Origin of the sequence: Nocardioides insulae DSM 17944, from assembly GCF_000422825.1 — a bacterium.
Classification (GTDB): domain Bacteria; phylum Actinomycetota; class Actinomycetes; order Propionibacteriales; family Nocardioidaceae; genus Nocardioides; species Nocardioides insulae.
This window is the reverse complement of the sequence record NZ_AUGU01000001.1, coordinates 39,561-61,230: the sequence shown is the minus strand read 5'-3', so window position 1 is coordinate 61,230 and position 21,670 is coordinate 39,561. Positions and strand designations below refer to the sequence as shown.

General features: G+C 68.4%; 23 protein-coding genes. 8 read left to right on the top strand and 15 right to left on the bottom strand.

Features of this window, described 5'->3' with window-relative positions:
* The first annotated feature begins 206 nt into the window (after positions 1–206).
* Complete coding sequence (locus G515_RS0100310) at positions 207–1,646, top strand: amidohydrolase (protein ID WP_028658532.1); 1,440 nt, start codon at positions 207–209, stop codon at positions 1,644–1,646.
* Positions 1,647–1,755: 109 nt separating this feature from the next.
* On the opposite strand, the gene purU is transcribed toward G515_RS0100310, so the two are convergent.
* Positions 1,756–2,601, bottom strand: a complete 846-nt coding sequence (purU, locus tag G515_RS0100305) for a formyltetrahydrofolate deformylase (RefSeq protein WP_028658531.1) — start codon at positions 2,599–2,601, stop codon at positions 1,756–1,758.
* Between the two features lie 183 nt (positions 2,602–2,784).
* On the opposite strand from purU, the gene G515_RS0100300 reads away from it, so the two are divergent.
* The 4 genes from G515_RS0100300 to G515_RS0100280 all read left to right on the top strand — a co-directional run bounded on the left by G515_RS0100300 (position 2,785) and on the right by G515_RS0100280 (position 7,917).
* On the top strand, positions 2,785–3,702 hold the full coding sequence (locus G515_RS0100300) for an ATP-binding cassette domain-containing protein (protein WP_028658530.1): 918 nt from the start codon (positions 2,785–2,787) through the stop codon (positions 3,700–3,702).
* Positions 3,702–4,514 (top strand): ABC transporter permease, encoded by an 813-nt coding sequence (locus tag G515_RS0100295; RefSeq protein ID WP_028658529.1) that lies wholly within the window; start codon positions 3,702–3,704, stop codon positions 4,512–4,514. The genes G515_RS0100300 and G515_RS0100295 overlap by 1 nt, the downstream gene beginning before the upstream one ends.
* A 218-nt stretch (positions 4,515–4,732) precedes the next feature.
* A complete protein-coding gene (locus G515_RS0100290) occupies positions 4,733–6,217 on the top strand; it encodes a multicopper oxidase family protein (protein ID WP_084652855.1) in 1,485 nt (494 codons plus the stop codon).
* A gap of 692 nt (positions 6,218–6,909) precedes the next feature.
* Positions 6,910–7,917, top strand: coding sequence for a nitronate monooxygenase (locus tag G515_RS0100280; RefSeq protein WP_028658527.1), 1,008 nt, complete (start codon positions 6,910–6,912; stop codon positions 7,915–7,917).
* Positions 7,918–8,121: 204 nt separating this feature from the next.
* Here G515_RS0100280 and G515_RS0100275 read toward each other — a convergent pair whose 3' ends face one another.
* From G515_RS0100275 to G515_RS0100235, 9 genes are read right to left on the bottom strand one after another with little or no spacing between them, the layout of a single operon-like run.
* A complete protein-coding gene (locus G515_RS0100275; protein ID WP_028658526.1) occupies positions 8,122–9,105 on the bottom strand; it encodes a cyclase family protein in 984 nt (327 codons plus the stop codon).
* Positions 9,102–9,347, bottom strand: a complete 246-nt coding sequence (locus tag G515_RS0100270) for a hypothetical protein (RefSeq protein ID WP_028658525.1) — start codon at positions 9,345–9,347, stop codon at positions 9,102–9,104. Before G515_RS0100270 ends, G515_RS0100275 begins: the two co-directional genes overlap by 4 nt.
* Before the next feature lie 10 nt (positions 9,348–9,357).
* Entirely contained in the window at positions 9,358–10,695 is a 1,338-nt protein-coding gene (locus tag G515_RS0100265; protein WP_028658524.1) for a TRAP transporter large permease subunit, read from the bottom strand.
* Positions 10,692–11,534, bottom strand: a complete 843-nt coding sequence (locus tag G515_RS18700; protein ID WP_051217678.1) for an NAD(P)-dependent oxidoreductase — start codon at positions 11,532–11,534, stop codon at positions 10,692–10,694. Before G515_RS18700 ends, G515_RS0100265 begins: the two co-directional genes overlap by 4 nt.
* Positions 11,535–11,578: 44 nt before the next feature.
* Positions 11,579–11,980 carry a universal stress protein gene (locus G515_RS0100255; RefSeq protein ID WP_028658523.1) on the bottom strand — a complete coding sequence of 134 codons (402 nt, stop codon included), beginning with the start codon at positions 11,978–11,980 and terminating at the stop codon, positions 11,579–11,581.
* The gene (locus G515_RS0100250) at positions 11,977–12,666 is read right to left on the bottom strand and encodes an RraA family protein (protein WP_028658522.1); all 690 of its coding nucleotides are present in this window, start codon (positions 12,664–12,666) and stop codon (positions 11,977–11,979) included. Before G515_RS0100250 ends, G515_RS0100255 begins: the two co-directional genes overlap by 4 nt.
* Positions 12,666–13,664, bottom strand: a complete 999-nt coding sequence (locus tag G515_RS0100245) for a Bug family tripartite tricarboxylate transporter substrate binding protein (RefSeq protein ID WP_028658521.1) — start codon at positions 13,662–13,664, stop codon at positions 12,666–12,668. Before G515_RS0100245 ends, G515_RS0100250 begins: the two co-directional genes overlap by 1 nt.
* Before the next feature lie 40 nt (positions 13,665–13,704).
* Positions 13,705–15,207 (bottom strand): tripartite tricarboxylate transporter permease, encoded by a 1,503-nt coding sequence (locus G515_RS0100240; RefSeq protein ID WP_028658520.1) that lies wholly within the window; start codon positions 15,205–15,207, stop codon positions 13,705–13,707.
* Positions 15,208–15,210: 3 nt separating this feature from the next.
* Positions 15,211–15,690, bottom strand: coding sequence for a tripartite tricarboxylate transporter TctB family protein (locus G515_RS0100235; protein WP_169570384.1), 480 nt, complete (start codon positions 15,688–15,690; stop codon positions 15,211–15,213).
* 263 nt (positions 15,691–15,953) lie between these two features.
* On the opposite strand from G515_RS0100235, the gene G515_RS0100230 reads away from it, so the two are divergent.
* The 3 genes from G515_RS0100230 (at position 15,954) to G515_RS23975 (ending at position 17,633) form a co-directional block, all read left to right on the top strand.
* Positions 15,954–16,694, top strand: a complete 741-nt coding sequence (locus G515_RS0100230; protein ID WP_036553554.1) for an IclR family transcriptional regulator — start codon at positions 15,954–15,956, stop codon at positions 16,692–16,694.
* Positions 16,695–16,969: 275 nt separating this feature from the next.
* Positions 16,970–17,200, top strand: coding sequence for a hypothetical protein (locus G515_RS23425; RefSeq protein ID WP_169570378.1), 231 nt, complete (start codon positions 16,970–16,972; stop codon positions 17,198–17,200).
* Positions 17,163–17,633 (top strand): P-loop NTPase fold protein, encoded by a 471-nt coding sequence (locus G515_RS23975; RefSeq protein ID WP_169570382.1) that lies wholly within the window; start codon positions 17,163–17,165, stop codon positions 17,631–17,633. Before G515_RS23425 ends, G515_RS23975 begins: the two co-directional genes overlap by 38 nt.
* Positions 17,634–17,739: 106 nt before the next feature.
* Here the strand turns inward: G515_RS23975 and G515_RS0100220 are convergent, their stop codons facing one another.
* The 5 genes from G515_RS0100220 to G515_RS0100200 all read right to left on the bottom strand — a co-directional run bounded on the left by G515_RS0100220 (position 17,740) and on the right by G515_RS0100200 (position 21,644).
* The gene (locus tag G515_RS0100220) at positions 17,740–18,267 is read right to left on the bottom strand and encodes a class III extradiol ring-cleavage dioxygenase family protein (RefSeq protein WP_028658516.1); all 528 of its coding nucleotides are present in this window, start codon (positions 18,265–18,267) and stop codon (positions 17,740–17,742) included.
* A complete protein-coding gene (folP, locus tag G515_RS0100215) occupies positions 18,264–19,121 on the bottom strand; it encodes a dihydropteroate synthase (RefSeq protein WP_028658515.1) in 858 nt (285 codons plus the stop codon). Before folP ends, G515_RS0100220 begins: the two co-directional genes overlap by 4 nt.
* Positions 19,118–20,014, bottom strand: coding sequence for a glucosyl-3-phosphoglycerate synthase (locus tag G515_RS0100210; RefSeq protein WP_028658514.1), 897 nt, complete (start codon positions 20,012–20,014; stop codon positions 19,118–19,120). The genes folP and G515_RS0100210 overlap by 4 nt, the downstream gene beginning before the upstream one ends.
* A gap of 182 nt (positions 20,015–20,196) precedes the next feature.
* A complete protein-coding gene (locus G515_RS0100205; protein ID WP_245565102.1) occupies positions 20,197–20,601 on the bottom strand; it encodes a nuclear transport factor 2 family protein in 405 nt (134 codons plus the stop codon).
* Entirely contained in the window at positions 20,598–21,644 is a 1,047-nt protein-coding gene (locus G515_RS0100200; RefSeq protein WP_028658512.1) for an LLM class F420-dependent oxidoreductase, read from the bottom strand. Before G515_RS0100200 ends, G515_RS0100205 begins: the two co-directional genes overlap by 4 nt.
* Positions 21,645–21,670: the final 26 nt, after the last annotated feature.

The following is a 21,670-nucleotide window of genomic DNA, read 5'->3' as shown; positions in this document are numbered from 1 at the left end:
TGCTGACTCCGTTGTTCCCGGTGATCGGCTACTTCGCGATCGTCCTGGCCGTGGTCTCCACGGTGCTGCTGGCGCTCTTCCTGCCCGGCGGGAACAAGCACCAACATGCCGAGGAGCTGGAGGCCGAGGATCTCAGCTGATCCCACCCGCGGTCCTGGCCGCCGCGACATCCCTTTACCCTCACGAGGACGACACGAGAGGAAACCATGACGTCCGTATCGAAGATCGCTCCGCTCATCGATGAGCTGGGCCCCCGTTTCACCCGACTCAGCGACGAGATCTGGGCCCACCCCGAACTGCGGTGGGAAGAGCACCAGTCGATGAAGAAGCAGATCGAGGCCGCCGAGGAGTTCGGCGCCCGGATCACCGAGGGTGCCGGCGGCGTACCGACCGCCTTCTCCGCCGAGTGGGGCTCGGGCGCGCCCGTGATCGGGTTCCTGGGCGAGTACGACGCCCTGGCCTCGCTGAGCCAGGAGGCCAGCTCCACCGAGCGCAACCCCGACCTCGAGAGCGGCACCGAGGCCGGCCACGGCTGCGGTCACAACCTGCTCGGATCCGGCTCACTGCTCGCCGCCGTCGCCTTGGCCCGGCACATGGAGGAGAACGGTCTGGCGGGCACGGTGCGCTACTACGGCTGCCCCGCCGAGGAGGGTGCCGCCGGCAAGACGTTCATGGTCGCCGGTGGGGCCTTCGAGGACGTGGACGCCGCGGTGACCAACCACCCGATGCCGATGGCGTCCGCGGCGCAGTGGAAGTCCCTGGCCTACACCCAGGCCTATTTCCGCTTCCGCGGACTTCCCTCCCACGCAGGGGCGAACCCGCAGCACGGTCGCAGTGCCCTGGACGCGGCCGAGCTGATGAACGTCGGGGTGAACTTCCTGCGTGAGCACATGGAGGACACCGACCGGATCCACTACGCCTTCATCGACGCCGGCGGCCCGTCCGCCAACGTCGTCCAGCCCACCGCGGAGCTCTACTACATCGTCCGCTCCCCCACCGTCGCCCAGATGCGCACGCTCTACGAGCGGGTCAAGAAGGTCGCCCACGGCGCGGCCATGATGACCGAGACCGAGGTGGAGATCGAGTTCGACGGCGCCTGCGCCGAGGTCCTCCCGAACCGGACCCTGGAGGAGGCGCTGTACGCCAACGTCGTGGAACTGGGCGGTGTGCCCTTCGACGAGGCGGATCAGGAGTACGGCCGGGTGCTCAGCGCCGGCCTGCCCGACGGGGCGCTCGAGGGCGCCCGGCGCCAGCTCGGCCTGGACGGGGACACCGAGCCCTACTTCACCGGCGTGGTCCCCATCCCCGAGCCCGCGCACCGGCACCAGATGACCGGCTCCACCGACGTCGGCGACGTCAGTTGGGTGACCCCCACCGTGCAGATGGGAGCGGGCACCGCGATCCTCGGCACCCCGGGGCACTCCTGGCAGATGGTGACCCAGGGCAAGTCCCCGGCCGCGCACAAGGGCATGATCCACGGCGCCAAGGCGATGGCCGCGGTGGCCCTCGACATGGTCACCGACGCCGACCTGCTGACGCGGGCCAAGGACGAGTTCCAGGGCATCATCGCCAAGACGCCCTACGACCACCCGATCCCCGAGGGCACCGTGCCGCCGCCGCTGCGGGACAACTACACCCCGGCCTGACCCCAGGCCAGCACCGCCCAGCGCGGCGCAGACTGCTCCCCAGCAGGCCACCGAGGTGGCCGCTGGGGAGCAGTCGCATTTCCGCCCCGGCAGGCGCGCGATCCCAGGTTCAGTCGAAGACGATCGTGCGGGGGCCGATGAGGAGCACCCGGTCCTCGGCGTACCGGCGTACCGCCCGGGAGAGGACGAGCCGCTCGACGTCGCGCCCGTGCGCGACCAGTTGCTCCGCGGTGAAGGCGTGGTCGACGCGGACGACGTCCTGCTCGATGATCGGGCCCTCGTCGAGGTCGGCGGTGACGAAGTGGGCGGTCGCGCCGATCAGCTTGACACCGCGGGCGTGCGCCTGGTGATAGGGCCGGGCGCCCTTGAACCCGGGCAGGAAGGAGTGGTGGATGTTGATCACCCGGCCCGACAGCGCCCGACACAGGTCGTCGGAGAGCACCTGCATGTAGCGGGCGAGCACCACGAAGTCGATCCGGTGCTCGGCGACGAGCGCCAGCAACTGCGCCTCCGCCTCGGGCTTGGTCTCGGCCGTGACCGGCAGGTGCACGAACGGGATGCGGTGCCGCTCAACCAGGCTGCGCAGGTGCTCGTGGTTGGAGACGATGACCGGGATCTCGACCGGCAACTCGCCGTTCTCGTGCCGGTAGAGGAGGTCGACCAGGCAGTGGTCGAACCTGGAGACGAGCACCAGCATCCGCTGCCGCTGCTGCTCGGGACGGAGTGTGAGGATCGGGTCGTACGCCGCCAACTGTTCGAGCACCGTGTCGCGGACGACCTGCGGGTCGGCGACCGGCGAGTCGACCTCGGTCCGCATGCAGAAGGTGCCGGTGTCGGGGTCGGAGAACTGCTGGTTGTCCACGATGTTGCCCTCCGCCCGCACCACGCCCTCGGCGAAGGCCCGGATGATCCCCGGCTGGTCGGGGCAGCGCAGGGTCAGTACGTATCGGTCCACGAGGCCGAGTGAACCATGGCGGTACCGCCCGGGCATCCCACGCCCACCAACGCCCCCGCCTACCACCGACGAAAGTCGGTCCCGGACAGTCGGTGGCCTTCTCTAGGGTGGGGCTCGCCTGCCGGCCCAGCCACAGCAGGCCCATCAGCACGTCCAGTCACCTTCAGCCGAGAGCGGAGAGCAGTGCAAAGCGTCCCGATCCACGTCGAGCACCTGAGCAAGACCTTCGGTTCGGTCCGAGCCGTCGACGACCTGACCTTCACCGTCCGGCCCGGCACCGTGACCGGTTTCCTCGGGCCCAACGGCGCCGGCAAGACCACCACCCTGCGGATGGTGCTCGGGCTGTGCCGGCCCAGCAGCGGCCGCGCGGTCATCGGCGAGCGCGCCTACCACGACCACCAGCGCCCGGCCTCCGTCGTCGGCGCAGCACTGGAGGCGACCGGGTTCCACCCGGGCCGCACGGGGCTGGCCCACCTGCTGGCGTACGCGCCCCAGACCGGCGTCAGCAACGCTCGCTGCCGTGAGGTCCTCGATCTGGTCGGCATGGGTTTCGCGGCCGATCGCCGGGTCGGCGGCTATTCGATGGGCATGCGCCAGCGGCTCGGTCTGGCCACGGCTCTACTCGCCGACCCGCCCGTGATCGTGCTCGACGAGCCGGCCAACGGCCTCGACCCCGAGGGCATCCGGTGGCTGCGCGGCCTGCTGCGCCACTTCGCCGAGGAGGGGCGGACGGTCCTGGTCTCCAGCCATGTGCTCAGTGAGGTGCAGAGCACCGTCGACGACGTGGTGATCATCGCCCGTGGCCGACTCGTGCACGCCTCCAGCCTGCGCGATCTGGCGGCCCTGGCCGCGCCGGAGACGTACGTCGAGTCGCCGGTGCTCCCCCGGTTCGCCGCCCTCGCCGACGAGCGCGGCTGGCGGCACCGCCCGGAGAGCGCCGGGATCGCCCTCGCCGGGCCGACACCGGCCGAGGTCGGCGCGGCGGCGTACGCCTCCGGCGTCGAGCTGCACCAGCTCACCCCTCGCGGGGTGAGCCTGGAGGACGTCTTCCTCCGCCTCACCGCCGACCAACCCCGGCCGGCGGCAGGGGAGGTGGCCTGATGAAGGACGCCCTCCTCGCCGAATACCGCAAGCTGCTCTCCACCCGGATGTGGTGGCTGCTGGTCCTGGTCATGGCCGCCTACCTCGCCTTCATCGGCCTGGTGATGGCCTTCGCCATGACCGTCGAGACCCCGAGCGATCCCGAGGGGGCGATGGCCTCGATGTTCAGCGGCGAGGAGCTCGCCCAAGGGGTCTACGGACTGATCAATTCGATCGGCTATGTCTTCCCGCTGCTCATCGGCAGCCTCGCGATGACCACCGAGTTCCGGCACAAGACCATCACCCAGTCGCTGCTCGTCGAGCCCCGACGCAACGTCTTCCTCACCGCCAAGATCCTCGCCACCGTGCCGGTCGGCCTGATCTACGGCCTGGTCGGCCTGGTCGCCCTGGTCGCCTCGGCGGCGCCGATCCTGTCCTGGCAGGGCGAGGGTGCCTACCTCGGGGCTCCCGACGTCTGGGAGGGCTGGGGGCTGAGCCTGCTGGTGATGGTCCTGTGGACGATCATCGGCGTCACCGTCGGCACCATGCTGCCCAACCAGGTCGCCGCCATCGTGGTGATCCTCGGCGTCACCCAGTTCGTCGAGCCCATCATGCGCGCCGGTCTGTCCGCCTTCGAGGCCACCCAGGACGTCGCGCAGTACCTCCCCGCGGCCGCGGCCGACGCGATCATCGGTAGCGGCTTCTTCAGTGCGGCCATGGGTGGCGCCAGTGACACGCTCTCCCGCCCCGGCGGCATCGCCGTCATGCTCGCCTACGCCCTCACCTTCGCCCTGATCGGCCGGTTCACCACCCTGCGCCGCGACATCGGTTGAGCCGCCCGCCCGGGGCCACCGGGCGGGGCGATCCGCGGCTCGTCGCCCCGCCGACGAGCCGGCCGCTGTGCACCCGAGATCCGGTCACGCGGGTCGGCGGCCTGGCTGGGAACGTGCGCCGGGGTGTACCAGCAGCCGACCCCGGGATCACCCGGGTCACGCCCTGACCTTCGGCCGCTCGACTTGAACACCTGGCGCCCGGGGACGAATGTGTGCCCGTGCGCACGTTCCTGAAGCTGTTCGCCGCGGTGGCCGCCCTGGGCGTCCTCGCCGTGGCTGGCTTCGCGGGCTACCTCGGCTGGTCCTACTTCACCAGCGACATCGACACCGTTGGGCAGGTCGAATTCGACCGGGCGGTGGCGATCCCGCCGCTGGCCGACTCCCGGGTCGCGCCGGACGGGACCCGGGTCTTCGACCTGACCATGCAGGCCGGCGAGACCGACCTCGGGCAGGGCGCACCGACGCCGACCTGGGGCTTCGAGGGCAGCTACCTCGGGCCGACCCTGCGAGCCGAGGTCGGTGAGAAGGTGCGGATCGACGTACACAACGAGCTGCCGGAGACCTCCACCGTGCATTGGCACGGGATGCATCTGCCCGCGGCGATGGACGGCGGGCCGCACCAGCCGATCGCACCGGGCGACACCTGGTCGCCGCACTGGCGGATCGACCAGCAGCCCGCCACGCTCTGGTACCACCCCCACCCGCACGGCGAGACCGCCCGCCACGTCTACCGCGGACTGGCCGGACTCTTCTACCTCGACGACCCCGACGGCCCGACGCTCCCCTCCACGTACGGCGTCGACGACGTCCCGCTGGTGGTGCAGGACAAGCAGTTCGACGGGCACGAGCTCGACGAGAGCCCCGGCCTGTTCCAGAGCGGCGGGGTGCTCGGCGACACGGTGCTGGTCAACGGCACCCCCGGCCCCTACCTCGAGGTGTCCACCCGGCTCATCCGGCTGCGGGTGCTCAACGCTTCCAACACCCGGACCTACCACTTCGTCTTCGACGACGAGCGGACCTTCGACCTGATCGCCAGCGACGGCGGTCTGCTCCCCGCACCGACCCGGCTCACCGAGCTCACCCTCTCCCCCGCGGAGCGCGCCGAGATCGTCGTACGGATGAAGCCCCGCGAACGGACCGTCCTGCGCAGCCTCGAGACGCCCGGCGACAACAACCCCTGGTCGGGCGGCCAGGACCGCCTCGACGTCATCGAACTCCGCGCCGCCGACTCCCTGACATCCTCCCCCGATCTGCCCGCGCGCCTCGCCGAGCCTCCCGACCGTGCCGACGACGAGATCGTCGCGACCCGCGAGTTCCGCCTCACCGGTTCAGCGATCAACGGGGTCGACATGGACATGTCGCGCATCGACCTCGCCGCCGAGGTCGACACCACCGAACGGTGGGTCGTCCGCAACCCCGACGGGAATCCGCACAACTTCCACGTGCACGACGTGCAGTTCCAGATCTCGTCGTACGACGGAGCCGAACCGCCCCCCGAACTCGCCGGCTGGAAGGACACGGTCTGGCTGCCGCCGGGCACGGACGCCGAACTCCTCGTCCGCTTCGAGGACTACACCGACCCGAACCTGCCCTACATGTTCCACTGCCACGTGCTGCGCCACGAGGACGACGGCATGATGGGCCAGTTCGTCGTCGTCCGGCCCGGGCAGCAGCCCGGCGCCCCTCCCACCCACCACCACTGAGGTCGCCCGATGGTGCCCGTCTGTGTACAGCAGACGTGTGAGGTCTATGCGCAGACTTGCAGTGGCTATGCGGCGGCTGCCGCGGTCGGGGTGGAACGCTTCTCGGTGACGAAGTGGATCGCGGCCGGCGGTGGAGTCCGTCCGCGTCAGGGAAGACAGGCAGGCAGCGGAAAGCGGTTGCCGTATGAGGATGGCCTCGCGGATCGCGGCACTGCTGCGTGAGAAGGACTCCGCCGCGGTCGTCCAAGCATGGTTCCAGGGCATGAACCCGCGCCTGACGACGTCGCGCCCGCGCGGCTGCTGCTGAGGGGGACCTCGACCAGGTCTGCCCCAGTGTCCTCGCCGCCGACCGCGCGTTCGCCACGGCCAGATAACCCAGCCGGTGACACATGGCCCCAACTGGTTGTTGTTGACGCGGCCGAGCAGGTGTGGCGGGTCGGCTTCAAGCCCGGGAGCCCTGGGCCTGGTCGGGTTGGGAGTGGTCTGGCGCCGATGGGCGGTTCCATGGCCGCTGGGACGACCGCCAAGGCAACTTCCGCACCATCTACGCCGGCTCCACCCTTCTGGCTTGCCTGATCGAGGTCCTCGCCCGGCTGGTACCTCCTCGGGCCAGCGATTCCGACTGAGGCAACGGTCTTCCTCACCAGCAGAGGGCACGGCCCGACATCGAACCCGGGCGAGAGGATGGGGTCATGCGCAGCCTGAACCTCGACTCCCCGATCGTCGCGGCCCCGATGGCCGGCGGCCCGACCACCCCACAACTGCTGCACGCGGTCACCGCCGCCGGCTCGCTCGGCTTCGTCCCCGCTGGATACCGAACCGCAGCGCAGTTGTCCGATGACATCGCCGACGCCCGCTCTGGGAGTGGTCAGTTCGGCGTGAACCTGTTCGTACCTGACCCCAACCCGGTCGACATTGCCGCGGTCCGCCGCTACCGAGATCTCATCGCCGCCGAGGTCGAAGCGCTCGGCGCCGAGGTTGGACCGATCGTGCCGGAGGACGACGACGACTGGGACGCCAAGGTAGACCTCCTAGCGCGGGACCCGGTGCCGTGGGTGAGCTTCACCTTCGGGCTCCCCGACACCACCGTCGTCTCGAGGCTGCGAGCGGCCGGTTCACGACTCCTGATGACGGTGACGAACGTCGACGAAGCACGCGCCGCGGCCAACCTCGACCCGGACGGCCTCGTCGTGCAGTCGGCAGATGCCGGCGGACACCGCGGCACGTTCGACCAGCACCGCAACCCCGGCACAGAGAACCTAGTCAGCCTGGTGAGGGCGATCGTCGCAGCGACAAGGATTCCGGCCATTGCCGCCGGCGGCCTCGCGGACCAGGACTCCGTGCGTGCGGTCATGGACGCAGGAGCGGAAGCGGTAGCGATCGGCACTGCGCTGCTGCTCGCCGATGAAGCAGGCACCCGATCGACGCATCGGGCGGCGCTCACCGACCCGACCGCGACGACGACCACGATGCGCGCCTACACAGGTCGCGTCGCGCGTGGCGTTCGAACCGCCTTCAGCGACCGCTACGAGCCCCATGTCCCGGCCGCCTACCCCGCCGTTCACCACTTCACCTCTCCGATGCGGCGCTGGGCCGCACAGAACGACGACCCAGCCCACCTGCATCTGTGGGCGGGAACTGGGTTCAGGGGAGCCCAGGAAGTGCCCGCGTCGAGAGTGCTGGCTGCACTGCAGCCATGAAGTCATCCGCGGATCCACGGTTCCGCGATCGGCCTTGGTAACTGGCCCCACCGCGCGCTCCTGTAGTCGATGGGCTCGCGGAGCGACCCGGTGCCCGATCCCTAACCGGAGTGCCGCGTGACGAGGACGTCGGTGACGTTGCTCGTTCATAGCTGCCGGGTCTGGGTGCTGGCGGGAGGTAGGCGGCACGCACGCGCCAAACGGTCAGATCACCGCGGTCACGTTAGCTGGTGATCCGGTGGCGCCGGGGACGTTGAGAGGTTTGATCGTGAGGAAGGCGTCCCAGCGCTGCAGCTCACGCATACGTTGTGCTAGAGGTCCTAGGCGCCATAGCTCGCCCAATGGCATGCCGAGTTTGGCTAGGAATTCCTGGTGCATCATGCCGCGATCATTAGGGGCGGTCTCGCGGAATGGGGAGTTCGCCACTGGGGGTAGGCACTCGACGGCGAAGTTGTCTGCTGCGAGCACGGCCAGGCCGTTGTCCCATGCCCAGTCGAGGATGTCTTCACTCTGGCGGAGGCCCGAGGCTCGGCCGCTTGCTTGCTGGTCCTTCCGGGCTTCCGGTGAGAGACCTAGGAACCACTCGCTCCATCCCGTGTGCAGCATTACGACGTCCCCTGGCTGGGGCCTTACCGCCTGCGATGTGAGTGCGGACTCGATCGATTCGACTCCGATGCATTGTCCCTGCCGGTGGTCGATGCCACCGTTGGCTTTCATGTGTCCGGCTAAGTCGACGAGCAGTCCGCGGGTCGCGATTGGCCGATCCGCCCAGACCTGGATTCCCAGCTCTGCGGTGCCCGGCGAGATGCGTTCGTCCGGTACGCCGGCGTAGTTGCCGACGTCGTCGGCTCGTCGGTGGCGGAGACCGTCGATCTGCGTGGATGACTGGAGGTAGTAGTCGGTGAGGTAGTCGTCGCGATGGGCGGGGTGGTTGCTGTAGATGACGTGCCCGGCGGGCTTGCGGGCCTTGGACATGCCAGGCATGAACGCATTGATCGGGTAGTCCAGACCGAATACCTCTCCGAGTTGGATCGAGGCGGCTGCGGAGCGGATCGCGTCCTCATCCGCACGTGAGGGGGTGCCTCGCCAGGGATCGGTGAAGAGTCCCCAGGATGTCTTGTCGGGGAATCCTGCTCGGGCCTGGAGCTCCGAACGCCGAGGGAGACGCGGCGTGCCGGCGGACGTCATCGGACGGTCTCCTGGTTCGGCTGCTCGACCCGTGGCTTGGCGTAGAGAAGCAGGTAGGCGGCCACGGCCGAGACCGAGGACGCGATACACAGCACGGTCTTGAAGACGCCGTTGGGTCCGCCGACGATTCCGCCTGACCCCAGAATCAGGCCGAGTGCCTGCCAGGCGATCAGGAGGACACCGCCCAGCAGGGCGAGTACCAGTGACCCGATGAACACGGTGCGCAGAAGGGAGTGAGCCATGAGGTTCCTGTCAGACGGGGATTACGCCCGCTGCGACCATGACGCCGATGCCGAGGAGCGGCAGCGCGTAGTAGGTCAGCATGCGGCGGAAGGTGTGCAGTGGGTTGACGCCGGCGATCCCACAGGCGACGTACAACGGAGCGCCGCCGGGTGGGACCGCAGCTTCGCACGAGGAGAAGATCAAGACAGCGACTGCGGCCGTGGTCGCAGGCACGCCGGCTGCAACTAGGGCGGCGACGCCGACGGTACCGACCGCAGCCATTGTGGCGGTAGACGAGAGCGGGGCTGCGACGGCAATGACGATGATCCCGATGACCACGGCAAGCAGCCACACGGGGAGGTCCAGCCCGTTGAGGATGCCGGAGAGTTGTTCCGGCAGGCCGGTGGTGGCCAGGGCGTTGGCTCCGGCGAAGGCGAACAGGACGGTGACGCCGACAATCCCGAAGCGGGGAGCCGAACTGCCGATGAGCTCGAGCCAGGCTGCGGGGCTAGTTGGCAACTGCCCGCGTCCGAGCACCAGGCCGATGATGATCAGGATGACCGGCATCCAAAAGATCGGGCTGACAGCCTCGGCGACGTCGAGCCCTGTATGGTCGGTGAGCGCCTCGCCCACGGCTCCGGTGGTCAGGACCATGGGCACCGCGATGCCGACGAACAGCAGGATGGTCGGCCATCCAGCCCTGAACGCCACCCGCAGGCTTTGCCCGGTGGGCATGGGTGCCTCGGAACCAAGGCTTCGTCGGACGAAGATGAAGGTGACGATGAGCCGGTGAAGGACGCACCACAGGCCACCTACGAGCAGCGGGACGATGAGGTCATCCAGGTCGAGCATGGCTCCGGTGGCGGAGGAACCGACCAGGACGAACATCGAGGCGCTGAAGGGAAATGTGATTCCCATCCCGGCATTGCCCGCGACGATCGTGGCGGCAGTGGTGCGGTCGATACGGACCCGATCCATCCAGGGAATGGTGACCGAACCGACTGTCGCCGCGATGGCGGCCTGGTTATGGACAATGCTGCCCAGACCCGCTGAGGCGAGGGTAGAGACGTAGGCCGCGCCTCCTCGGCGGCGACCGATGGCCGCGTCAAGGAGGTTGATCATGCGGTGCGTGACGCCTGCCCGCTCAAGCAGGAAGCCCATGAAGACGAAGACCACGGTGGCGTAGACGATTTCATCGGTGAGTGCGGCGTACAGTGCCTCCCAGCCTGCGCTGAACACGTGTGTCCCGTTGAACAACGCAGCCACGAGGAACCCGAGGATCATCGCCTCGCCGACGTTGCGTCGCAGCAACGTGGTCCAGGCGAGAATGACGGCGAGATAGATCACCAGTGCCCACACGCCGATCATGAACCGACCCTTTCGTCCGGGCGGCTCTGGGCGGTCATGCGTTCCATAGCGGTTGCGGATGCGTCGGTCATCTCTGAGGGGACGCCGAGTTCGGTGAGGTAGGCGCTGGTGGAGCGCATCTCGGCGGAGCGGCGGCGAGCGTGCTTGACAGTTCCGTTGAGGAATCGATCGATGACGGCTTGGCCGTCGCCGGCGAGGACGTCGGTGATCTGACCACGGATCCAGTCTTCCATCCCGGCGGCGCGCCCGGCTGCTACCGCTTCCACGACGACGGAGGCCAGTCCCTTCATGAAGACGCTGCGGAGCAGCTTGTGGGCCATGGCGTCACCGACAGAGCCTTCGATGACCTCGATCCCAGCACCGATCGACTTCATCACTTCGGCCACCACGGCGGCACCGGGCCCCACGGCCATCAGGGGTGTGGCCACGCCCTGCTGGATGACCGGTCCTAGGATCGCGACGTCGGTCAGGGAGACGTCGGGTCTGTGTTCGAACAGGGCGATCAACCGGCGCTTGTCGACCGGACCGGATGAGGTGAAGTCGGCGTAGATCGCCCCTTCGGGCATCGCAGCTGCGGCTTCTGCAGCCACGGTGTGGCTGGCGGAGGCCGCCGTCAGCGTGATGACGAGCTCTGCCCCCTTCACCGCATCGGTCAGTAAGCCATGCACCGTGACGCCAGCCGGAGCGGTGTCGATGAACGGATCGTGACCGGAGACCCGGTGACCGGCAGCTACGAGAGCGGAACCGTAAACGCGGCCGACTTCGCCGAGTCCGACGATGGTGACTGATCGCGGAGTGTTCTCCTGCTGACCGGCAGGATCGTTCGTGGAGAGAGACATGTTGTTCTTTCGTTCTGTGGAGCGAGGTAGCGCTAGTGGAGGTCTCAGCCGTGGTCGAGCAGTCGGACCCCCAGGACGTTGCATGGAGCTTGGAGCAGCAGGGTCTGGGCCGTGCTGCCGAGCAGGAACTTGCCGGTTCGGGAGCGATGCCGCAGGCCGATGACGAGCAGATCTGCCGAGACCCGCCTGGCCTCGAGGAGCAGGGACTGAGCCACGGCGACGGCGTCGGGGATCTGCACGACCTCAACGTCCAGTTCTTGGCGGCGCAGGTGATCACGGGTCGCCAGTAGTTGGGCCTCGGGGACGAGTCCGCTGTCGGCATAAGCGGCGCCGGTCGAGGAGTTCACGATCACGAGTGGGGCGCGCTGGATTCGGGCCTCTGCCACGGCGGCGGTCAGGACCTGCTCACCGGCTCGGCCCGGCATGTAGCCGACCACGATGGTCACGGCCGGTTCCCTGGGTCGATGCCTGCCAGGGCTGCGTCGATCTCGTCGCGAGTGGCCTGCTCGGCGGCCTGCTTGGCCTCGGCACGAGTGGCGATCAGCTCCGCCGATTCCAGGGGGACGACGACCACGCCGTCCGCGTCGCCCAGGATGATGTCCCCGGGACGAACCACCACGCCACCCACGGCGACATCGACGTCCAAGGCATAGGGCCCGTCCTTATAGGGGCCAGCTGGTGTGCGGACGCGGGCGAAGACGGGCATGTCGTACTCCGCGAGTCCCTCGGCGTCACGCACCGCGCCGTCCAGCAGGAAGCCTGCGACTCCGCGGATCTTCGCCTTGCCGGCAATGAGCTCACCGATCAGAGCTCGTGACTCGTCACCACCGCCGCTGACCACGATGACATCGCCTGGCTGGACATGTTCGAGCGCCTGGTGGATCCCGAGGTTGTCGCCAGGCCTCGTCCAGACGGTGAAGGCAGTGCCGGAGAGGCAAGCACCGGGCCAGGCCGGTGAGATTCCGGCGTCGACCATGCCCAACCGCTGCATGGCATCGCCGATGTTGGCCACAGGGAGCCGGCGTAGCCGCTCCACGGTCTCGGGGGCCGGGGAGCCAGGTCGGGCAGAGGGCTGCCTGCCACCGGGGAGCATGGTGTCTGGGCGGACAACGGTGGAAGCGTGGTCGGTCATCAGTTGTTCTCCTGAACCAGCGGGTAAAGGTCGCTGAAGAGTTGTTCGGTCTCGTCCCAATACGCGGAGTAGTCCTCGGCGTTCATGTACGAGGCGGCCAGGCCGAGTTGGGTCATCTGCTTCTCGAAATCGGGGTCCTCCATCACTTCTCCGATCGCAGTCGAGACCTTGTCGACGATTTCCTCAGAGGTGCCAGCAGGGAAGGCGAATCCGCGTGAGGAGGCGATCTCCACGTCGTACCCGGCCTCTTCGAACGTCGGGACGTCGGGAAGGAAGGAGCTACGCTCGGCGTCCATCACCCCGACCACTCGGATTTTCCCCGATTCCTCAAGCGGTTTGAGGTCGCTGACGTTTGCCATCAGGAGGTCGGTGTTGCCACCGAGGAACGCCGTTGTGGCGGCCGAGGCGCCGTCGGCAAAGTGCACCGGCGCGATCTCCGCACCCGTCTCCTCTTGCAGTTTGGCCAGCGCGAAGTGTTCGTTGCTGGCCACACCAGTGGTGGTGGCCGTGAGCTGACCCGGCTCGGCCTTGGCGGCGTTGACGAGCTCTTCTGGCGTCTTGATGTCGCTGTCGGGAGCGACGGCGACCGCGGTGGGGTCGACGACTTGCAGTGCGACCGGTGCGAAGCTGTCTCGGTCGTAGGAGGCGTTTCTGCTCTCGTCGAGCACGGTCATGATCGCGGAGGGAAAAGTGGTAGCTGCCATGGTGTAACCGTCAGGTTCGGCGTTGGTCATGTACGTGTAGGCGATCTGGGAATTGGCGCCCGGCTTATTGACGACAGTGATGGTCGCGTTGAGCTTCTCCTCGAGCGCCGTGGCCACGAGTCGGGCGCCGGCATCTGTCGGGCCGCCGGCGTCGTATCCGACGACGAGTTCGATGGGTTTGCTTGGGTAGTCGCCGGTCTCGGCGGAGGTCGAGTTCTGCTGGGCGCAGGCTGCCAGCGGCAGCCCCACGAGTCCGATGACGGCCAGTGTGAGCGCCCGGGGTGAGCGGGTCATGGGAGTGGCCTTTCGTGTGTCGGGAGAGGTAGTCGGTGGATCAGACTTCGGCGTCGGTGGGCAGTCCTGCCTTCCGCTTCAGACCGCTGCCGAACAGGGACGCCGCCAGGATCAGTACGGCGACGAGGAGGAAGACCAGGGAGAGCGGCCGGTCGATGAAGATCGCGAAGGAGCCCTGGGAGATCTGGAGTGATTCCCGCAGCGCCCCTTCGATAAATGGACCGAGGATGAGGGTGAGCACCAGCGGTGCCAGGGGCAGGCCGACCTGACGGAAGACGAAACCGACCAGGCCGAAGAACACCATCACGTAGATGTCGATCACGCTGTTGCTGACGGCGTAGGAGCCGATCACGATGAACGCGAAGATGACGGCCCGCAGCACCGAGTAGGGGATCGCGAGGATCCTGGTCCACAGACCGACGAGAGGAACGTTGAGAAGCAGGAGAAGGAGGTTCCCGACGAACAGGCTCGCGATGATCGTCCAGACCAACTCCGGTTCGCTGCTGAACAGTTGAGGTCCCGGGGTCAACCCGTTCTGGAGGAACGCCCCCATCAGCACGGCGATCGCAGGCGAGGCGGGTATCCCTAGGGTGAACAGCGGGATGAAGGCGGCGTTGCTGTGGGCGTTGTTGGCGGTCTCCGGTGCGGCGACGCCCTCGATGGCACCCTGACCAAGTTCGTCGCGGTGCCGCGAGACCTTCTTTTCGGTGCTGTAGGCGAGCAGCGAGGAGATCGCGGAACTGACTCCCGGAATCAGCCCAATGACGGTTCCGATCCCGGAGGCACGGCCGATGGCGGGGGCGCTGCGCCGTACATCGGTTCGGTTTGGAAGCAGCTCCCGCAGGGTGGGTGCCTTGGGCCGCGGGGCGGCACCGCTAGTGGCGAGCATCTCGCCGAGTCCAAAGATGCCCACCAGGACGGGCACATAGCTGATTCCGTCGAAGAAGTGTGGGAGCCCGAAGGTGAACCGTGGCAGGCCCATCACCGGGTCGATCCCGACCATGGCGATGAGTAGGCCGAGACAGGCCGAGATCAGCCCCTTCAAGACAGACCGGCCGACCAACCCGACCAGCAACGCGAGACCAATCATCACCAGGGAGAAGAACTCCGGCGGGCCGATTCGCAGACCAAGCTCGGCCAGAGGCTGGGCCGCCACCACCAGTGCGAGGGTTGCGATGGTCCCCCCGATGAAGGAACCGACGCCCGCCGTCGTCAGCGCGACCCCAGCGCGACCGCGCAAGGTCATCTGATACCCGTCGATACAGGTGATGGCGGATTCGCCCTCGCCAGGGATATTGAGCAGGACGCTGGTGATCGTGCCGCCGTACGCGCCGCCATAGAAGATCGCAGCGAGCATGATGATCGCGCTGGTCGGGTCCATCGCCAGTGTGAGTGGGATCAGGATGGCCATGCCGGCCGTCGACCCGATCCCCGGCAGGATCCCGAGGATGGTGCCGAGTAGGCAGCCGATCAGGGCGAAGAGCAGATTCTGTGGGGAGAGCGCAGCGCCGAACCCTTCGGCCAGTGCGGTGAAGGTATCCACGTCTCACAGCCCCAGGTCTCGAAGAAACGGGATGGAGGACGTGGGAAGCGGCACCGTCAGGAACCGTGTGAAGATCGTGAAGACGCCGAAGCTGCCACACAAAGCGATCACGATCGACAGCACGGGCCCTCGTCGGCCGAGCACCATCAGGTGGTAGAGCAAGAACACGAGCATGCTCAGCTGGTAGCCGATCGGCTCGAGGCAGGCCGCGAGCACGCAAAGGCTTCCCAAGATCGCGATCACGGTGGACAGGTCGTACTCCGGCGTCGCCTCCTCGGCGGACACCTCGGCCACGTCAGTGCCTGAAGGGCTCCGCCAGGCGCGGACTTCCATCACCAGCCAGATGCCACCGAGCAGTGTGAGCGCGACTCCCAACCACAGCGGGAAGAAACCAGGGCCAGGTCCCAATTCGACCCAGTAGCCGAGCGTTCGCGACCCGAGTATCGCTGCCACACCGAGGCAAGTGACCAGGGCGGCGACCACGGCGTCAAGCCGCCGGGGCGACCGGTGCTCCGCGGTGACGGCGGCATCCGGGGTGGTCTTTGAACTACCCATGATTCTCATTCCGTGATAAGGTCTATCAAAACATGAGAACTATGCGTGACGGTACTCACGCTGTCAACACCCGGCGTGTAGGCGACCCGGCCGGTGGAGGACATCGGACGGAGTGGTCGATAATCGATCGCTGTGACCCGCCGATTCGGGACGAGAGAAGAGCAGTGACTCCAACCAAAACGTCGAACACGATGCGCTCCCTGGACCGGGCCATCGACGTCCTCGAGGTGCTCGAAGCGGCCCGCGCGCCCATCCGTCTCAGTGAGGTGGCGAGGCGAGCAGGACTCCACGTAGCCACAACGCAGCGGATCCTGAACGCACTCGAGGAGCGCGGGAGAGTCGAACATGATGAGGCCGGCTATCGCACCGGCGTTGCCATGCTCTTTGGGGCACACGCCTACCTGGCAACGAATCGGGTGGCCGCGGCAGCGCCGATCGTGCTTCAACAATTAGCGGCCTCGACAGGCCTGACCAGCTCTGTCTTCGTGCGCGCTGGCATCTCAAGAGCGGTAGTTGCCCGCATCCAGGGTGACGACCCCTTGAGGTACGTGCTGCCCATCGGTGAGCGACTTCCGCTCTACCTAGGCGCCGGCAAGGTCCTGGCGGCGTACATGGATTGGGATGCACTCCGGCCCGAACTGGAGGACACCCTCGGCCGCCCCGCTTTCATCCGCGCGAATGGCGTAGAGGTGACCCTCGACGAGTTCCACGAAGAGCTCAAGGAACTCCGCACGCGAGGATGGGTAGAGTCGCGAGACGAGCGGGTCAGTGGTGCCTCATCGGTGGGAGCCCCCGTCCTGACATCCCCCAACGTGTGTGTGGCCGCAATCCAGGTCGCGGGGCCAAGCCGCAATCCTGCCTTCGAAGACCCGACCTCACTCGGTGATGAGGTGCATCAAGCTGCCAGCGCGCTCGCCGCGCGCTTGGGCTGACAGGTTGTCGCTGCGCGATCACGACGTCACGACGGTTGGTCGGCCACCGGAGACTCAGCCGTGCGAATTGCTGGACCGCGCGGAACGGGATGGTCCTGATCGCGGCCGCTGCGCGTGAGTAGGCCGACTCTCCGTGCAAGGCTCCGCGGCTTGTGATCGAGCTCCTTCCCACGGCGCCGGGAGCAGTCGATGGCGACGAGCTACGTCAGGCTCTCGGCTCGTAGCCCTAACATCAAGGCGAGCCCCGACTCCGCCCGACGACTGTGAGGAAGGGAATGGGTGTGCGTAATTATTTCACCCGGCGCAGCCAGGAGCCTGACCCGTCCACAACTGCGTCGGCCGCGGCAGAACCAGCTCAGCACGGCGCTGCCGATGCCGCTCCTGGACGCAGCCTCGGCCGGCAGCGACGCAACCTTAACTCGGACGACCCGGCGACCATGTCCGAGGACCGGCTGGACCGCGAGCGACTTGCCGACCAGATGGCCCGCATTCTGCAGACCGTGTGAGCAGTCCGAGAGCTCCGTCGCAGCGCTGGTCGGCTCCTGGGGGTCCAGCAAAACCACCCTGATCGAAGAGATTGGGAAGAGCCTGATCGAAGAGATTGGGAAGAGCCTGGCGGAGTCGGGCTGGTACGTAACCACCCACAATCCGTGGGCGTACTCCGACCATGCGGGTGCGGTCGCTGGGTTCTTCAGCGCCATCCGTGACGCCGTTCCCGACGACGTTGTTGGCAAGCGGTGGCGCGAGAGCCTCGGCGGCTGCGTATCGCGCGCAGCGCCCATCGGTGCGGCCGGTGGCGCGCCACATTGGGCCGATGTGCAGTTCGTCAGCGCGGGTCCAGTCTCGTCCCGCAAGCCGAACGGCTACCGGTCCCCGACGCGAAGCCCGTCTGGATCGCTCCCAAGACTTCGCCTTACCCGATTGCGGATCGCTGTGTGATCGAGGCTGGGCTCGTGGTGCGGGAGGCCCGGACATCGAGCGGGGAGCGGATCGGGTTCGACAAGTCGACGGTCTCGCGCGAGAGCCGCCGGGGAAGATGGCGTAGTCAGGCCCGCCAGCGAAGGACCCAGTACATGACCCCGAACGGGTCCGCGGCGTAGTCGACCGCGGTGGTGCGAGCGCCGTCGAGGAGGTCGGCGAGTCGGGGGAGACAGGTGAGGTCGGCCCAGAGCTCCTCGGCGAGGGCGGGGTCGACGGAGCGGAGGGCGGCGGGGTCGGGGGTGCCGGTGTCCACCCCCAGGGCGAGGGCGATGCGCCGGTCGAACAGGTCGGCGCGGGGGTCGAGGTGGCCGGGCGCCTTCTCGGTGCGGCAGGCGGTGCCGTTGCCGACCACGAGGTAGGCCGCTTCGCGGGGACCGTCGAAGGTGTCGGGGACCTCGGAGCGGGCGAAATCGGCGGACAGGAGGGACCCGGCGACCCGTTCCCCCTGGGGCGAGGCGACCACGCGGACGTCGGGCCCGAGCCAGGCGACGGCGTCCAGGCAGGCCCGGCGCAGCGGTGCGACGGGGTCGGTTCGGGAGGCGTATTCGGGCAGCAGCGCGAGAGCGCCCGGCACGAGGGCGATGCGGGTCACTGGATCCCCCTGATCGCGTGGGTGGGACGGCGGCGCCCGGCGATGCTCCAGACCATGTCGACGGTGTCGCGGGTCTCGATCACCTCGTGCACCCGGAAGATCCGCGCGCCGGCGAGGGCGCAGACCGACGTGGCCGCCAGCGTGCCGGTGAGCCGCTCGCCGACCGGGCGGTCGAGGGTCTCGCCGACGAAGTCCTTGTTGGACAGCGAGACCAGCACCGGCCAGCCGGTGGCGACCATCTCGCCGAGCCGACGGGTGAGTTCGAGGGAGTGGAAGGTGTTCTTGCCGAAGTCGTGGGCCGGGTCGATCACCAGGGACTCGCGTGCCACGCCGGCGGCCAACGCCCGCTCGACGTACCCCACCGTGTCCTCGATCGCGGCGCGTACGACGTCGGCGTACTCGATCCGGTAGGGCCTGGTGCGCGGCGTGACGCCGCCGGTGTGGGTGCAGACCAGGGCGACGTCGTGGGCGGCGGCGACGTCGACGAGTTCGGGGTCGGCACCGCCCCAGGCGTCGTTGATCAGGTCGGCCCCGGCCCGGCAGACGGCGTCGCCCACCTCGGCCCGCCAGGTGTCCACGGAGATGACCACGTGGGGGAACGTGTCCCGCACCCGGGCGACGAAGTCGACCACCCGGGCCTTCTCCTCCGCCGGCCCGATCTCCACGCCGGGGGCCGCCTTGATCCCGCCGATGTCGACGATCTCGGCGCCCTGCTCGACGACGGTGCGCACCCGCTCGAAGGCTGCGTCCTCCGCCCAGGTCGCGCCCCGGTCGTAGAACGAGTCCGGGGTGCGGTTGACGATCGCCATCATCAGCGGCTGATCGTCGTCGAAGTGATGCCGGCCGAGCCTCATCGAACCTCCTGCGCCGGCGGCCGCTCAGCCACCAGCACCGATCGAGTGTCCCGGGTGATCCGGTCACCGGGCACGAACTGTTCCAACACGACCCGCTCCCCCTCCGCCTCGGCACCCACCCGGCGCGCCATCGCGGCGAGCAACTGGGTGGCCATCACGCCCAGGTCGAGCAGGTCCTGATGCCGGTGACCGCGGCGGCCCAGATCGACCTGGGCGAGCGCGCTCATCCCGTGGCCGGCCACGGTGTCGACCAGCGAGGCCAGCTCGACGGCGTACCCGGTCGGCACCGACAGCGTCTCGAAGAGGCTCCGGCGTACCGCCCACTCCCCCGCCAGCGGCTGGACCAGGTCGGCGAGTTCGGGGGCGAGCAGCGCGATCAGCGGACGGGCGACGAGTTCGGTGACCCGGCCACCGTCCAGCCCGTGTTCACCGGGGCGACGGTAGAAGCCCTTGACCAGGCTCACCTCCGGCCGGGTCAGCAGCGGCCCGAGCAGGCCGGGCACGAAGTGCTCGTCCCATTCGGTGAGGTCGGCGTCGATGAAGACGATCAGGTCGCCGGTGGCCACGAACAGCGACTTCCACATCGCCTCGCCCTTGCCCGGATGGCTCCCCAGGTCGGGACGGATGCCCGCGGCGGCGTGCACCACCGCGCCGGCCTCCGAGGCCACCCGTGCGGTGGCGTCGGTGGAGTCGGAGTCGATCACCACGACCTCGTCCACCAGCCGCTGTCCCGCCGGCGAGGACCGCAACCGGCGTACGACGTCACCCACCGTGGCCGCCTCGTTGCGGGCGGGCACGACCAGGCTGATCCGGTGCTCGCCCTTGGCCACCAGGAGCTCGTCCAGCGACCAGTCCTCCCAGTGGTGGGTGTTGTCCTCGAACCACCCGGCCATGCTCGCGACCCTATCCACCGGCCGGAGCGCGGCCGCGGCGGGTGCCCGCCAGGGCTTCGGACCGTGCGTCGAACCAGGCGTCGGGCCGCCTCGACGTGCGCTGCCGACCTCGGTGGGAGCCGGCGGTGCGACAGCCGATGCCGCACCGCCGGCCGCGACGGACTCGGCCGCGGAACGCCGGCTCAGCCGGCCTGGGAGGTCAGCTGCGCGGACATCAGTTCGATCACCTTCTGCAGTCCCTTGACCGGCCGGACCATCACGGTGAAATCGGTGATCAGACCCTCAGCGTTCCAGGTGAACATGTCGATGCCCTGCACCGAGATGCCGTCGAGGTCGCAGCTGAACTCGAGCACCGCGGAGTCCTCGGCATACCACTCCCGCTGGTAGACCAGGGTGGGGTTGAGCACCGCGAAGGCGGCAGCGAGGTACGCCGTGGTCCTCTCGATGCCCTCCTGCGGCGTGAAGACCGCGGGGCTCTTGAACACGACGTCCTGCGCCAGCAGTTCGGGGATCCGGGCGGGGTCCTTGCTCGCCGCGGCGGCGTGCCAGCGTCGCACCGTGTCCGGGGCCTCGGTCACGGCGCTCACAGGACGTACTCCGCCATCATCCGCATCACCTCGGGGTCGTTGTTGCCGACCAACAGGGTCGTCACGGGCGATTCCTTCCAGGCCTCGAGGTCATCTCGGATCTTCTCCTTCGGGCCGATCAGCGAGATCTTCTCCACCATCGAGGTGGGCACCGCCGCGATCGCCTCGGCCTTGCGCCCGGCCAGGTAGTGCTCCTGGATCACCGCGCACTCGGCCTCGAACCCCATCCGCGCCACCGCGGCGTAGTGGAAGTTGGCGCCCTTGGCCCCCATCCCGCCGACGTAGAGCGCCAGGAAGGGCCGCACCTGGTCGGCCGCCTTCTCCAGGTCGTCGTCGACGACGACGGAGGTGAGGCAGGAGATCTGGAAGTCGTCGGGCCGACCGCCCTCGCGGCGGGCGAAGCCCTCGGCCAGGGCGTCGTCGTAGTACTGGGTGTGCTCGGGGCCGTAGAGCATCGGGATCCAGCCGTCCGCGATCTCCCCGGCGAGGGCGACGTTCTTGGGTCCCTCGGCGGCCAGCAGGATCGGGATGTCGGTACGCCGGGGGTGCAGGGTCGACTTGAGCGGCTTGCCCAGGCCGGAGCTGCGCGGGCCCAGCGTGCCGTCGTAGGGCAGTCGGTAGAACTCGCCCTCGTAGGTGACCACCTCGCGCGCGAACGTCGCGCGCAGGATGTCGACGTACTCCCTCGTGCGGGCCAATGGCTTGGGATAGGGCTGGCCGTACCAGCCCTCCACCACCTGTGGTCCGGAGGCGCCGATCCCCAGCACCATCCGGCCCCCGGAGAGGTGGTCGAGGGTCATCGCCGCCATCGCGGTCGCGGTGGGGGTGCGCGCGGAGAGCTGGACGATGCCGGTGCCGAGCTTGAGGCGCGAGGTGTGCGCGCCGAGCCACGACAGCGGGGTGAAGCAGTCGCTGCCGTAGGCCTCGGCGGTCCACACCGAGTCGTAGCCCAGCTCCTCGGCGGTCTTGGCCGCCTCGACCATTCCCTGGGGCGGGCCCGAGCCCCAGTAGCCCTGGCCCAGTCCCAGCTTGAGTCCGCTCATGGGCTCACCCTAGTGCGAGCGTGAGC

Coding starts and splice junctions, on each gene's coding strand:
- G515_RS0100310 (WP_028658532.1), top strand. CDS start 207: ATGACGTCCGTATCGAAGATCGCTCCGCTCATCGATGAGCTGGGCCCC.
- G515_RS0100295 (WP_028658529.1), top strand. CDS start 3,702: ATGAAGGACGCCCTCCTCGCCGAATACCGCAAGCTGCTCTCCACCCGG.
- G515_RS0100280 (WP_028658527.1), top strand. CDS start 6,910: ATGCGCAGCCTGAACCTCGACTCCCCGATCGTCGCGGCCCCGATGGCC.
- G515_RS0100275 (WP_028658526.1), bottom strand. CDS start 9,105: ATGACGTCCGCCGGCACGCCGCGTCTCCCTCGGCGTTCGGAGCTCCAG.
- G515_RS0100270 (WP_028658525.1), bottom strand. CDS start 9,347: ATGGCTCACTCCCTTCTGCGCACCGTGTTCATCGGGTCACTGGTACTC.
- G515_RS0100265 (WP_028658524.1), bottom strand. CDS start 10,695: ATGATCGGCGTGTGGGCACTGGTGATCTATCTCGCCGTCATTCTCGCC.
- G515_RS18700 (WP_051217678.1), bottom strand. CDS start 11,534: ATGTCTCTCTCCACGAACGATCCTGCCGGTCAGCAGGAGAACACTCCG.
- G515_RS0100250 (WP_028658522.1), bottom strand. CDS start 12,666: ATGACCGACCACGCTTCCACCGTTGTCCGCCCAGACACCATGCTCCCC.
- G515_RS0100245 (WP_028658521.1), bottom strand. CDS start 13,664: ATGACCCGCTCACCCCGGGCGCTCACACTGGCCGTCATCGGACTCGTG.
- G515_RS0100230 (WP_036553554.1), top strand. CDS start 15,954: ATGCGCTCCCTGGACCGGGCCATCGACGTCCTCGAGGTGCTCGAAGCG.
- G515_RS23425 (WP_169570378.1), top strand. CDS start 16,970: ATGGGTGTGCGTAATTATTTCACCCGGCGCAGCCAGGAGCCTGACCCG.
- folP (WP_028658515.1), bottom strand. CDS start 19,121: ATGAGGCTCGGCCGGCATCACTTCGACGACGATCAGCCGCTGATGATG.
- G515_RS0100210 (WP_028658514.1), bottom strand. CDS start 20,014: ATGGCCGGGTGGTTCGAGGACAACACCCACCACTGGGAGGACTGGTCG.
- G515_RS0100200 (WP_028658512.1), bottom strand. CDS start 21,644: ATGAGCGGACTCAAGCTGGGACTGGGCCAGGGCTACTGGGGCTCGGGC.